Source organism: Pseudomonas sp. RC10 (genome assembly GCF_038397775.1).
In the GTDB taxonomy this organism is placed as follows: Bacteria; Pseudomonadota; Gammaproteobacteria; order Pseudomonadales; family Pseudomonadaceae; genus Aquipseudomonas; species Aquipseudomonas bambusae.
In genome coordinates this window covers 5919888-5933543 of the sequence record NZ_CP151650.1, presented here as the reverse complement: position 1 = coordinate 5933543, position 13656 = coordinate 5919888, and the positions used below count along the sequence as shown (strand labels likewise).

General features: G+C 56.1%; 10 protein-coding genes and 1 pseudogene. 7 read left to right on the top strand and 4 right to left on the bottom strand.

Annotated features, from left to right (window positions below; genetic code table 11):
- Positions 1-50 precede the first annotated feature (50 nt).
- Complete coding sequence (locus AAEO81_RS26725) at positions 51-980, bottom strand: LysR substrate-binding domain-containing protein (protein ID WP_341959999.1); 930 nt, start codon at positions 978-980, stop codon at positions 51-53.
- 117 nt (positions 981-1097) lie between these two features.
- On the opposite strand from AAEO81_RS26725, the gene AAEO81_RS26720 reads away from it, so the two are divergent.
- Together AAEO81_RS26720 and AAEO81_RS26715 are read left to right on the top strand one after the other, a co-directional pair.
- Entirely contained in the window at positions 1098-2102 is a 1005-nt protein-coding gene (locus tag AAEO81_RS26720; RefSeq protein ID WP_341959998.1) for an aldo/keto reductase, read from the top strand.
- Positions 2103-2185: 83 nt separating this feature from the next.
- Positions 2186-2602, top strand: a complete 417-nt coding sequence (locus AAEO81_RS26715) for an SRPBCC family protein (protein WP_341959996.1) — start codon at positions 2186-2188, stop codon at positions 2600-2602.
- A 306-nt stretch (positions 2603-2908) separates the two neighbouring features.
- Here the strand turns inward: AAEO81_RS26715 and AAEO81_RS26710 are convergent.
- A pseudogene (locus tag AAEO81_RS26710) lies at positions 2909-3148 on the bottom strand (transposase); the annotation flags it as partial.
- A gap of 140 nt (positions 3149-3288) precedes the next feature.
- On the opposite strand from AAEO81_RS26710, the gene AAEO81_RS26705 reads away from it, so the two are divergent.
- From AAEO81_RS26705 to AAEO81_RS26685, 5 genes are read left to right on the top strand one after another with little or no spacing between them, the layout of a single operon-like run.
- Positions 3289-6069: a type I restriction-modification enzyme R subunit C-terminal domain-containing protein gene (locus AAEO81_RS26705; protein WP_341959995.1), complete on the top strand. Its 2781-nt coding sequence runs from the start codon at positions 3289-3291 to the stop codon at positions 6067-6069.
- A complete protein-coding gene (locus AAEO81_RS26700; protein ID WP_341959993.1) occupies positions 6066-7805 on the top strand; it encodes a hypothetical protein in 1740 nt (579 codons plus the stop codon). Before AAEO81_RS26705 ends, AAEO81_RS26700 begins: the two co-directional genes overlap by 4 nt.
- A 2-nt stretch (positions 7806-7807) precedes the next feature.
- The gene (locus AAEO81_RS26695) at positions 7808-9502 is read left to right on the top strand and encodes an ATP-binding protein (protein ID WP_341959992.1); all 1695 of its coding nucleotides are present in this window, start codon (positions 7808-7810) and stop codon (positions 9500-9502) included.
- Positions 9499-10293 (top strand): HNH endonuclease signature motif containing protein, encoded by a 795-nt coding sequence (locus AAEO81_RS26690; RefSeq protein ID WP_341959991.1) that lies wholly within the window; start codon positions 9499-9501, stop codon positions 10291-10293. Before AAEO81_RS26695 ends, AAEO81_RS26690 begins: the two co-directional genes overlap by 4 nt.
- Entirely contained in the window at positions 10290-11762 is a 1473-nt protein-coding gene (locus tag AAEO81_RS26685) for a class I SAM-dependent DNA methyltransferase (protein WP_341959990.1), read from the top strand. The genes AAEO81_RS26690 and AAEO81_RS26685 overlap by 4 nt, the downstream gene beginning before the upstream one ends.
- A 364-nt stretch (positions 11763-12126) precedes the next feature.
- Here the strand turns inward: AAEO81_RS26685 and AAEO81_RS26680 are convergent, their stop codons facing one another.
- Both AAEO81_RS26680 and AAEO81_RS26675 read right to left on the bottom strand, forming a co-directional pair.
- On the bottom strand, positions 12127-12393 hold the full coding sequence (locus tag AAEO81_RS26680; protein ID WP_341959989.1) for a hypothetical protein: 267 nt from the start codon (positions 12391-12393) through the stop codon (positions 12127-12129).
- Positions 12390-13370: an integrase domain-containing protein gene (locus AAEO81_RS26675; protein WP_341959988.1), complete on the bottom strand. Its 981-nt coding sequence runs from the start codon at positions 13368-13370 to the stop codon at positions 12390-12392. Before AAEO81_RS26675 ends, AAEO81_RS26680 begins: the two co-directional genes overlap by 4 nt.
- Positions 13371-13656: the final 286 nt, after the last annotated feature.

Below are 13656 nucleotides of genomic sequence, written 5' to 3'. Positions count from 1 at the left end.
TTGTCACAATGTGTGTCCGGTGCGTCAAAGTGGCTCATCGCGGCACCTCGTCACGCCTCATTGGCGGCTTTTCGCGACATAGCCTGTTCAGGCTCCGGCCCGGTCAAGATTTCCCGAAAAGTGCCCACTAGAGGTCTCAGCGTCACCCGATGCCACGCCGCCCACAGTGGCATGGTGAAGGTCAGCCATGGCAGTTCCCGAAACACGACCCCCGGATGCGCCGACTGGTTGAGGCTTTTTTGAGTCATCGCAATGCCCAATCCTGCCGCCACCAAACCTAACGCCGTATAAGGCTCGGCGGCCTCCAGACGAATCTCCGGCGTGAAACCGGCGCGGATGCACGCGGCGACAAAGTCATCATGAGGATTCTGGCTCTGGCTCGACTTCACGCCGATCCAGTCGAGGTTTTCCAGATCGCCCGGGGTCAGCCGCTCGACACTGGCCAGCGGGTGATGGACGGGCAGGGCAAGCAGCATCGGATCTTCCAGCAATTGGCGGCAGGTCAGGTCAGGGTCGTCATCGACAGGAGGCTCGCTGACCAGCGCCACGTCCAGGCTGCGCTGGCGCAGGCCCTCCAGTTGATCCGCCGAACTCAGGTTGTACAGCGCAACGTGGACCCCTGGTCGGATGGCGCGCACTTCGCTCAGCGCTTTTGGCAGCACGTTGGCGTGCATGGCGTTCTCGATGTAGCCGATGCACAGACCACCTTCTTCACCGCGTCCCAGGCGCTTGCCCAGCGACTCCAGCCGATTGGCGTGTGTCAGCAATGCCCGAGCTTCGGTAAGGAAAGTGCGGCCATCCACTGTCAGACGAATCCGCTGCTGAGTGCGCTCGAAGAGGATGAGACCTAAGCGCTCTTCCAGTTGCGCAATCTGACGGCTCAATGGCGATTGCGAGATGTGCAAACGCTCAGCAGCGCGACCGACGTGTTCCTCCTCGGCAACGACGACGAAATAACGAAGCTGGCGCAAATCCAACATGATGATGCTCTACAGGTCTCAAGTGTTGCTTATTGTGTCTTGGACGGTCTCGCCTTGGCAATCTAGGATCTGCTCAACGGTCGCAACAGCGGCCCACAATTGATCCGGAGAACCACCATGAGCTTGAAAGACAAACTCCCTGGCGTCATCGGTTTTGGCACCGCTCCACTGGGCAACATGTTCCGCAACATCCCTGAAGCGGAAGCGGCGGCGACCGTCGATGCCGCCTGGGCTGCTGGCGTCCGCTACTTCGACACCGCCCCGTTCTACGGCGCGGGCCTGTCGGAAATCCGCCTTGGCGATGCGCTGAAAAAATACAGCCGCGATGACTACGTGCTCAGCACCAAGGTCGGCCGCGTCATCCTCGACGAGCTCGACAACAGCGCCCGCGACCTGGGCGAAAAAAGCGGCGTGTTCGAACACGGCCTGCGCAACAAGATCGTCAACGACTACAGCGCCGATGCCACGCTGCGCTCCATTGAAGACAGCCTCAAACGCCTGAAAACCGACCGCCTCGACATCGTCTGGATTCACGACATCGCCCAGGATTTCTACGGCGACGAGTGGCTGCGCTACTTCGAACAGGCCCGCACCGGCGCTTTCAAAGTGCTGACCCGCCTGCGCGAAGAAGGCGTGATCAAGGCCTGGGGCCTGGGCGTGAACCGTGTCGAACCCATCGAACTGACTCTCGGCCTCGACGAAGCCAAACCCGACGGCTTCCTGCTCGCCGGACGCTACACGCTGCTGGATCACGAACGTGCCCTGCAACGCCTGATGGGCGAGGCACGCGCGCAAAACACCGACATCGTCGTCGGCGGCCCCTACAGCTCAGGCATCCTCGCGGGCGGCACCCACTTCGAATACCAGAAGGCCAGCCCGCAAATCATCGCCAAGGTCGAGTACATCAAACGCATCGCCCAGGCCCACAACGTCGACATCAAAGCCGCCGCGCTGCAATTCTCGCTTGCCAACCCGGCCGTCGCAGCAGTAATACCTGGAGCCAGCCGCCCTGAACGGATCGTAGAAGACATCGCAGCGCTCAACGCCGTCATCCCCGCAGCCTTCTGGAAAGACCTGCGCGACGCCCGACTGATCGCAGCCGACGCCCCTGTTCCGGCATAACGACCCACACGCTCTTGAACGAAAACCCGCGACGGCTCCCACAACGCCGTCGCCGGTCAAACCCCAAATTCTGGAGAAACACCATGGCACACGCATCTGCAACCCTCGACATCCCGGCTTCGGCCAATACCGTCTGGCAACTCGTCGGCGGCTTCGACTCGCTGCCCGACTGGCTGCCCTTCATTCCGAAAAGCGAACTCAGCGAAGGCGGCCGCGTCCGCACCCTGCAAACCCCGGACGGCGACACCATCATTGAACGGCTTGAAGGGTTTGATAATGATGGGCGGTGGTACAGCTACTCGATTACCCAGGCTCCGTTTCCTGTGACGGGGTATCGGGCGACTTTGCGGGTTGAGGCTTTGGATAGCTCGGGTACGGCTCGGGTGACCTGGTCGGCTGACTTCACGCCGAATGGGGTTTCTGAAGAAGAGGCTGTGGAGTTGTTTGAGGGGATTTTTACGGGTGGGTTGGAAGCGATGAAGGCGAATTTTGCGGGGTGAAGGAGGTTGCGTTGATGCCGTCAGAGATAGTGATGAAAATCAGGCCGACTCCGCGCATTCACTAAACGTCAGACACAAAAAAGCCGTCCAAGGACGGCTTTCTCTATATTTGGGCCGGGGTAAGTTGAATTGATTGTGTATCCTCATAAATTATAAGGAAAAAGATTTTTTGCGTTATTTCGTGGAATGCTATTCGGAATACCGATTGAGCGCTTGAACAGAGCGCAGGTGGGTGTATTTGCAAGGGCCGGTACGTGGGTTGCGACGTTGGGCACGACGGTATTTCACCTTCTTAAGCCGGTGCCCAAGCACCACATCGCGCAGCGCATCAACCAGTGGCTGTAGTTGCACGCCCGTTATGTCCATCCCTTGAGGTAGCGTTGAACGTGGAGTCGCCAAGCCCGCTCGAACGAAGATCGATTTCTGACGGTAATACGGCAGATGGTCAGAGCTCGTGGCGATCATGAGGTGGGCCAACAGGCCGGCGGCTAGGAAGTGCTTGTCGATGACCTGGGCGGGAAATGATGCCTAGATCAGGGGCTCGCAGTCATCGCGAACCATTTTTGCCTTCCTGGTTCCCAACGGGTTGCCAATTGAGATTCTCTTGCCCAGACTCCGATGCCTTATCACAACATGCATTCGATAGCTCTAGGTCAACGGAGCGTAAACTCACAGGGATCAGCGCCATGACGCCGGAATCTAAAGCTCGTCAACAGATTGATCTGAAGCTTGGCCAAGCTGGCTGGGTCGTCCAAGACTTCAAACAGCTCAATTTGGGCTCGGCGCGTGGTGTGGCTATCCGAGAGTTTCCTACTAGCTCCGGGCCTGTGGATTACATGCTTTTCGTCGATCGGGCACCCGTAGGTGTGATCGAAGCAAAAAAAGACTCAGCGGGTGTGAGTCTTAACGTCACTGAACGACAGACTGAGCGATATGCCAGTTCCAATTTGAAATGGCAAACTAACAAATCTTCACTACGATTCTTATTCGAGGCCACTGGCCAGATTATCCGCTTCACCGATGGCGCCGACCCAATACCGCGTTCGCGCGAGATCTTTCATTTCTTCAAGGCAGAAACGTTATCCGCTTGGCTTGCGCAAGCCGATACCCTGCGCCGCCGCTTGGTAGAGCAGATGACAGTCCTGCCCGAAATTGATCTGCGCGATTGTCAGATCAGCGCAGTAACCGGGCTGGAGAGGTCTCTTGCGCTGAACAAACCCCGCGCCCTGGTGCACATGGCCACCGGAGCCGGCAAGACGTTCACGGCCATTACCTCGGTTTATCGCCTGCTCAAGTTCGGTGGCGCCAAGCGCATTTTGTTTTTGGTCGATACCCGTAATCTCGGTAAACAGGCTCATCAGGAATTCATGGCTTACACGCCACCGGACGACGGCCGCAAATTCACCGAACTCTACAATGTGCAGCGGCTAGCCTCACCTAACATCGACCCTCACTCGCAGGTGTGCATCAGCACCATCCAGCGCATGTACTCTATCTTGAGTGGCGAACCGATTGATGAATCGGCCGAAGACCTATCGCTCAACGAAGTACAGCAAACCGCCAAGCAGGATAAGTTCGTGCGTTACAACCCGGCTGTGCCGGTGGAAACCTTCGACTTCATCATCATTGATGAGTGCCACCGCAGCATCTATAACCTGTGGAAGCAGGTGCTCGACTACTTTGATGCCAGCCTGATCGGACTCACTGCTACACCCGACAAGCGTACCTTCGGCTTTTTCAACGAGAACATCGTCGCCGAATACACCTACGAGCAATCTGTGGCCGACGGTGTCAACGTCGGCTACGATGTGTACGAAATCGAAACCGAAATCACTCAAAAAGGCGCCGAGCTTAAGGCCAAGGAGTGGGTCGACCATCGCGACCGCCAGACCCGCAAGAAGCGCTGGAGCGAAACCGAAGAAGACACCGCTTATTCAGCCAAAGAGCTGGATAAATCTGTGGTCAACACAAGTCAGATCCGCCAGGTGATCCAAGCGATGAAAATCGCGGTGGAAACGCATATTTTCCCTGCGCGCAAAGAGACACCCAAGACATTGATCTTTGCCAAGACTGATAGCCATGCCGACGACATAATCAATATCCTGCGTGAGGTCTATGGGCAGGGGAATGCTTTCTGCAAAAAGGTGACCTACCGAGCCGAGGAAGACGCCGACAGTATCCTCAGCAGTTTTCGCAACGACTACAACCCGCGCATCGCCGTCACCGTGGACATGATCGCCACCGGCACCGACGTGAAGCCACTGGAAGTGCTCCTGTTTATGCGTGACGTGCGTAGCAAAGGCTACTACGAGCAGATGAAGGGGCGCGGTGTGCGCAGCCTCGATGGCGAGAGCCTCAAACGCGTCAGCAACAGTGCCGATGGTGCCAAAACCCGCTTTGTGTTGATCGACGCGGTGGGCGTGGAAAAGTCCCTCAAAACAGAAAGCCGCCCGCTGGAGAAAAAGCCGGGCATAGGGCTGAAGGACCTGCTGCAAGGCGTAGCGATGGGTAGTCGCGACGACGACACTGTACTTTCGCTCGCCAATCGCTTGGTGCGGCTGGCCAAGCAACTAGACGAAAAGGCCCGAGCTCGGATCGAGAAAGCCAGCGGCGGCATTCCCGTGGCCGAGCTGGGCAAGGGGCTAATTGCCGCGCTGGACCCTGACGCCATAGTGCAAGCCGCTTTGGACGCCGCTAAGGCCAAGGGCATCACCCGCTCTGAGGACACCTTGCTGCCCGAAGAGATTGAAGCCGCCCGCGCTGAGCGTGTGGCCGCCGCATGCGCCCCGTTCGATCAACCGGCGCTACGTGACGAGATCGAATACGCCCGCCGCGAGCGCGAGCAGCTTATCGACCACATCAATCTGGATCAGGTGATATTTTCCGGTTTCAGCGAGAAGGCCGAAGAACAAGCCAAGGCGGTAATCCAAACATTTGCCGGATACATAAAGCAGCATAAAGATGAAATCGCTGCGCTGGACTATTTCTACCGGCAACCCTTCCAGCGCCGCGCGCTCACCTTCGAAATGATCGAAGACCTGCACGAGCGCTTGAGCAAACCGCCGCTGATGCTCACCACCGAACGTTTGTGGAGTGCCTATGCCCGCGTGCAGGCCGGCCAAGTCAAAGGTGCGGACCGCAAGCGCCAGCTCACTGATCTCGTCTCACTGGTGCGTTTTGCACTCGGGTTGGACGCTGAGCTGAAGCCATTTGCTGACGAGGTGGATAAGCGTTTTCAAACATGGATCTTCCGTCACAACGCTCAGCGCGGTAATGCCTTCACGACTGAACAAACTGAATGGCTACGCCTAATGAAAGACCATATTGCTAGCAGCTGTAGCATCAGCCGAGACGATTTTGACTATGCCGAACTGGCCGACAAGGGTGGTTTGCAAAAGGCCTGGGGGCTGTTTGGCAAGGAACTAGATGGACTGATGAACGAAATGAATGAGGAGTTGGTGGCTTGAGTGAATTGCCGAAGGGTTGGGCGCGCGAGCCTCTGGAGAAGCTTATCCGCCCGAGGAGCGAGCGTGTTTCGCCAGCACATAGCCCAAATGCTCCATATATTGGGTTGGAGCATGTGCAAGCTCATACAAATACGATCCTTGGGACAGTACCTGCATCAACCATGTCAAGTAGCTCAGCGAGCTTCGAGGCTGGCGACGTTTTGTACGGTCGTATGCGCCCGTACCTGAATAAAGTCGTTAGGCCAAAGTTTGCAGGACTGGCTTCTGCTGAGTTCATCGTCTTTCCAGAATCGGAAGTGTTTGATTCTAATTTCCTATTGAGTCGAATGTCGACATCCGATTTTGTTGAGTTCGCCTGCAGCCAATATGAAGGCGATAGACCACGAGTGAAATACGATGCCCTGGGAAAGTTTGCGATAGATCTTCCACCCCGCGCCGAACAAACCCGAATTGTGGCCAAGCTCGAAGAGCTTCTTTCGGACCTTGATGAAGGTCTGGACGAACTCAAGGCCGCGCAGAAGAAGCTCAAGCAATACCGCCAGTCGCTGCTGAAAGCCGCCGTGGAGGGTACGCTCACCGCTGAGTGGCGCGAAGAGCAGCGAGCACAGAACTCTCTGCGAGAGACCGGCGCACAGTTGCTGGCGCGCATCCTCACTGAGCGTCGCACCCGCTGGGAAGCCAAGCAGCTCGAAAAATTCAAGAATCAAGGCAAAACCCCGCCCAAAGACTGGCAAAAGAAATATTCCAACCCGATGCAGGCGGATACCTCTGGTTTACCGGAGTTGCCGGAAGAGTGGGTGTGGGCGAGCGTGGATCAGCTGACTGAGTTCGTCACGAGCGGTTCGCGGGGCTGGGCCGAGTATTACTCAGAAACCGGTGCAACGTTTATTCGCTCCCAAAACATCAACCAGGACTGGTTGGATTTGTCAGATATCGCATTCGTGAATCCTCCGAAAGGATCGGAAGGCGGACGAACCCGAGTCCAGCAAGACGACGTTCTCCTGACAATTACGGGCGCCAATGTTGGGAAAGCAGCGCTCGTGGAAACGGAGATGAAAGAGGCCTACGTCAGCCAACATGTAGCATTGATCCGAGTTGTCGAACCAGAACTCGCAGAGCTTTTACATCTGTTCCTTATCTCAGACGCAGGGGGACGCGGCCAATTGAACAAGGAGGCCTATGGCGCAGGCAAACCTGGCTTGAATCTGCAGCAGGTTGCCGCCGTGTCGATACCGCTCGCAGGCCCATCCGAAATTCGTGCGCTGTTGAGTGCTGTAGCCGTTCAACTGCAAGCAGCAGGCGAGAGTGAAGCGGCGATCACTGCAGCTCTCAAACAATGCGCCGCCCAACGCCAAAACATCCTGCGCGCCGCCTTCGCAGGTCAATTGGTGCCGCAAAACCAGAACGACGAACCCGCCAGCGTGATGCTGCATCGCATTCGTGCTGAGCGGGCGGAGCGCGACAAGCTACCCAAGGTACGCAAGACCAAACAACAGAAGGAGATCGACGCCGTGGTGAGCAAGCTGATTGATGTGCTCGCCGAAGCGGGCGACTGGATTTCTGCGCAAGAAGCTTTCCGTCGCTGCGGTGTAGCCGATGGTGCGCTGACATCTCGGATTGAAGAGCTCTATGCCGAGCTGCGAGCCTTGGACAAGGCGGGGCGGCTGGCCGTTGAAGCGGTTACAGATGAGCAGGGCCGCAAGCTCCACGACCGTTTGAAGCTATTGGCAAACTAACCATGCGCCTCGATAAGCTCACCATCGGCAGCGCGAAAGACAGCCCGACCCACCAGTTTAAGAACTTGAAAAACGTCACCATCGATTTCGAGGAGGATCACTGGGTCACGGTAGTAATTGGCTGGAACGGCACTGGTAAATCGAACGTGCTAGAAGCGCTAGCTCTCATCTTCAGAGATTTGATTGCTAAGAAGCGCAGCCCCGTCTTTGCCTTTAAGTTGGCATACCGCATGGGTTCAGGCGAGAGCCTGCGCCACATTCAAATTGATGCCGACCCGGACCGCAAGAGGGATGCTTTTCTTATTCGCGTCGCTGATGCCAGGCAAATCAAGCAGCGCGACTTGGGCCATAGCGTCTTTGACTTTGAAGGCGATGCTGACAAGTCACCACAGGGTGAGTCTATCAAGCTCACTGCCTTCTTGAGTGCGAATAACGAGTACTTGCCACGCTACGTGTTCAGCTACTACTCGGGTGAGAGCCCGCGTATGTATGAGGTTTTTCGTCCTTACCTGGAGACCTATTACAAGGATCTTCTAGATTCGGAGACTGACCCAGCGCCAAAGCGACTCTTCTATGCTTTGCCTGTCCACAGCCAGTTTGTTCTTCTTGCATTCCTGATCCGGCCTGACCAGAAAGTGAAAGATTTTTTGGCGGCGGAACTTGGTATTGATCCAGATAATGGGATCGAGTCCGTTCTTTTTGTCTTGCGTGACCCGCCTTGGAGTTCGAAAGAGGGAGACCCTAGATTCTGGTACGCAAGAGGATTGGTTCAGCGGTTCTTAGATCGGCTGATGAAGGTGGCGCTGGCGCCGATCACAATCAAAAGGAAGTTGAAGAAGTCCATATGGAACAAAAACACATCTGAGCGTGAATATAAATACCTGTATATAAAGGATGTGGAGTCGCTGAGAGATCTTGTAGGTAGTCAGCCAGCAAATGAGTTCTTTCGTGACTTGGAAAGTACCTACGTCTCCGAATTGATCGAGGAGGTGCGCATCCGCGTGCGTCTGAAGAAAAACGACGGCAGCGTGACGTTTCGTGAGCTCAGCGAGGGTGAACAGCAGTTGCTGACGGTGTTAGGCTTGCTGCGCTTTACCGCTGAAGATGAAAGCCTGTTCTTGCTGGATGAACCCGACACGCACTTGAATCCACGGTGGTGTGTGGACTACCTCAACTACCTGAAATCATTTGTCGGGCAGAACAGTGACGGCCAAGATAACAGCCATATCGTGCTGACGACTCACAACCCCTTGGCCATTGCAGAACTGGTCAAGGAACAAGTTCAAATACTGTACCGCGAAACAGACAACCGCACGGTGCGCGCGGAGAACCCGGCCGTCGACCCTAAAGGCATGGGCTTCGCTGGCATCGTAACCAGCGATATGTTCGGCTTGGGCACCAGCTTGGACAAAGCCACTAATGACGACCTGTTGGCATTGCATCAACTCGCCACCCAGCAGCAGCCTCTCAGCGAGGCTGAACGGAAGAAGTTGATAGACATCCGCCAGCGGCTAGAAGGTCTGGACTTCAACTTCGCTTCGCGTGACCGGTTGGAGCAAGAGTATCTTCGTGCAAGATTTGATTTGGCTGCAGATGGCGATATCGAGGGTGCCGTTGTCACGCCAGATAACAAACAAAAGGCTCTCGATGCCTTAGTGCAAAGCCTGCTGCGCAGTTTGCAGGAGGGGCAGAATTGAGGTTCATTCTGATTCCATTGCCACCTCATTTGCCCGCGCGCTGGCCCAAAATCTACTCCAGAAGAATAACGACGGTTGGGGCGTTGGCCTCGCATGATCTCCGCTCCGCTTACATCAAGAAGAACGGTAGCTGGGGCTTGCTCAAAAAGTGGCTCGCAAATGCCAGCGGAGAAAAGTGTTGGTACTGCGAAGCGAAAAGCGCGCGCGCGCCTTTTGATGTCGACCACTTTCGGCCCAAATTGGGCATTACAGTGGATGGGGTCAAGTTGGCTGATCATAACGGATACTTCTGGCTGGCTTATGAATGGTGGAACTTCCGCCTTTCGTGCCAACGGTGCAATCGTCCAGAGAAAGACGAGGGTGACACCCTGCATGGTAAAGCCAATGAGTTTCCGATTCAGGATGAGGCAAAGCGTTGCTCGCTACCCGCAGCCCCTTTGGATGCGGAGCTGCCTATGCTATTGGACCCGTGCGTGTTTGCTGACTGCGAACTGCTAGCCCACGGTATAGACGGCGAGGTCAAGCCAGTGGCTCCAACTGGAACTTGGGAATTCCAGCGTGCGCGGTATACGATTGACCGTCTTGGGTTCAATGAATGGAACAGCCCTGAGGACAAACGCAGTCGGTGGCAGACACTCGCCACGTTGCTTGCTGTCGTAGGCGATGCAGCCAATCCTGCCGTCATTGCTGAACTGAAAAAACATCTTTCCTCTGAACACGAATACGCGAGCTTTTTCCGATCTGCCATTGGCACACATCGCGATAAGGCTTGGGTGGAGTCACTTTTATGAATACCAACTCCCTCGTCCAGAAAGTCTGGAATTTCTGCCACACCCTGCGCGACGACGGCGTGGGCTATGGAGACTACCTGGAACAGCTCACTTACTTGCTTTTCCTGAAGCTGGCGCACGAATACGCGCAGGAGCCCTACAACCGCGATACTCACATCCCGAAGGGCTATGACTGGGCCAGTCTGACCTCCAAAGTGGGCGAACCGCTGGAAGCGCATTACCTGGCTACGCTGCACAAGCTGGGACAAGGGTCCGGCATGCTTGGCGCTATTTTCTTCAAGGCGCAGAACAAGATTCAAGACCCGGCCAAGCTTTCGCGTCTGGTACAGCTGATTGATGCCGAAAGCTGGATCAGCCTGGGGGCTGACACCAAGGGCGATCTGTATGAAGGCCTGCTGCAGAAGAACGCGGAAGACACCAAGAGCGGCGCGGGCCAATACTTCACACCACGCGCGCTCATCGAGGCGATTGTGGCCTGCGTGCGCCCCGAGCCGATGAAAACCATTGCGGATCCGGCCTGCGGCACAGGCGGTTTTTTCCTGGGAGCATACAACTGGTTGACGCGGCCCGGAGCCAAGCTCAACAAGTCACAAAAGGAATTCCTGCGCGACAAGACCTTCCACGGCAACGAGATTGTGCCAAACACCCGACGCATGTGTTTGATGAATCTTTTTTTGCACAACGTTGGCGAGTTGGATGGTGAGCCCTTAGTGGCGCGTTCAGATGCGTTGATCACTGAGCCCAAATTGAAAGTGGATTACGTGCTGGCCAACCCGCCCTTCGGCAAGAAGAGCAGCATGACCATCACCAATGAAGAGGGCGAGGAAGACAAAGAGGCGCTGACCTACGAGCGGCAGGATTTCTGGGAAACCACGTCGAACAAGCAGCTTAACTTCTTGCAGCACATCGTTAGCATGCTGAAGGTGGACGGCAAAGCCGCTGTGGTGTTACCCGACAACGTGCTGTTTGAAGGCGGCGCAGGCGAAAAGATCCGCAAGAAGTTGCTGGAGAACTGCGATGTACACACGGTGCTACGCCTGCCCACGGGCATCTTTTATGCCCAGGGCGTGAAAGCGAACGTGGTGTTCTTCGACAGCGCGCCCAAAGACGGGCGTGTGCACACCAAGGGCGTCTGGTTCTTCGACCTGCGCACCAACAAACACTTCACGCTGAAGACGCGCACGCTGAAGCTGGACGACCTGCAAGATTTCATCACCTGCTACCACCCAGAAAACCGTTTTGAGCGGCAGGAAACCGAACGCTTCAGGTACTTTAGCTACGAAGACTTAATCAGCCGCGACAAGGCCAGTCTAGATATTTTCTGGCTGAAAGACGATAGCCTAGACAACTTGGATGACCTGCCGCCACCGGATGTATTGCAGCAAGAGATCATTGATCATCTCGAAGCGGCTCTACTCGCGTTTCGTGAGGTTTCTTTGAGTTTGCCGCGATCTGAAGTGATTGATTGAATCTGATGATGGCGTAGTGTTAAAGGGGGAACTTCTCCGGAGTTATATACCTGTCAGAGGCCCTTCTATGGGCTCTGGGTTGTAGCTGCACTCGGCGTTGGATTACCAGATATCTAAATAACCGGCCATGCTTGAGCGTGGCCGTGCGCAGCTAACATTACATACAAACGCTCGCCGCCGTAACGGTTGATGCCTGATTCGTTTCCCTGCAAACCTTGGCTTATATCGCCAAAACCTTCGATCCAGCGATCTTTGATCACGCCGATCGGAGGGTTCCCCCGCTTTTGGGCTAGCGCTTTAATACGGCGGCGCTCGACAGGGCGGAGTAGTTAGCCAAATTGCTGATCTCAATGCCCTACCATATTCATACCCATGACTTTTCTAAACGAAGAGCGAGCAGTCGCAATGTTAGGAGGTAGTAATACCGCGTTGCGTTGCTGCGTCGCGCTAGGCGCTTCTCAAGGAACCAAGTCACATGCTTCTTCTGCCAAACCCAGGGCGTTTCTCGCTGCCAGCGCTCTGCAATCTCAGCCTGGATGATCTTCGCCTGTCGCACATGGCGTTGCCGAGTTGCGTGTGAGCCCTTCAGCACCGCAGCCAAGAACAGCTCCATATCGAATACCTTATTCATCTGCGACCTCCTACATAGGCAGCGACCACATCTATCCGAGCATGCCCCAGCTCATAGCTAATTTGCCGTCGTGCCTCACGATCAAGGCTCCTATCTACCTGGCGACACTGGCCACCGTTGATAGGCGCGCGGTGTTGGGTGATTTGCTCATAGCGCTCACATGCGTACGCCGCTCGTAACTCATGGAAGCCTTTCAGCTTGTGTGCATGCAGGATGTCCCGCGCAGGGCGGATGAACTCTTGCAGGACATTCAGATAGGTTTGATGGGGTGCGATCAGGTTGCGACTACCCAAAGGCGACACTTGCCGTGCAAACTCAAGGGCGCCTCGAACATGGTCGTTCACCGCAATCCAACGTGGCGCCGAGGCGCCGGCGCGGCCGCCTTTGGTGCCGTCCTGAATGTTAATCCTGCCTAGGCCGTTAGCCTCACGGCTCAGCCGTGGCAAATCGGCTAGGATGGCCTCACGCAAGCGCATGCCGGTGGCTCGGGCCAACAGAACGATTGCAGCGGCCCGTAGCTGATGATTGCGGCAAAGCGCATCGACAATCTGCTTAACCTGTCTGCGGTCTTGGCCCTGCGGTACTGAGTGGCGAATCCCGGTGCGTTGCATTCCCAACGCCTTGCTCGGACTGGGTAATTTCACACACTGATCACCGCGCAGCGCCGCCATTGTCCTGTTAACGCTGGATAGGCGGTTTTGTGCGGTGCTGATGGCGAGGCTATCGCACTCAACCGCATCGCGCAGATACGCCGCATAGTCCGCCAATACCTTCCGATCAATCAGCCGCGCATCATTGATACCGGGCCCTTGTTCGGAGCGACACCACTTCACGAATGCCTGCCACCGATCACAGTGCGCTTTGACCGTGCCGTAATGACCGCCACCGGACATGTCTTTCAGCGCTTGCGGTCCCGCGTAGCTCAACTGCCTGCCATAGCCGAAATTACGGCCATCGCGTCTACCCACCAATGCCATGTCGAATCACCTCATCGCCAGTTCTCCGATCCTCGCCCCACGTCATCCCGCCAAGAATGTTGAGTGTTATCAGGGATCAAGGCCCCTGCGACCTGTGGGGAATGTCCGCTACGCGGGACTGGCGGCTCCTTACGTCCGGGAGCAAGGGCATCTCATGATCTGGCCTCCTGAGCACCGTTACCGGTGGGCGGGTGGAGGCAGCGCTGGCTGACGAGACCTGCGCCTGAAGATCCTGAGCCATGTGCAGGCAGCAATGCGATGACCGGGGCATGCCTGACTGTCAGTC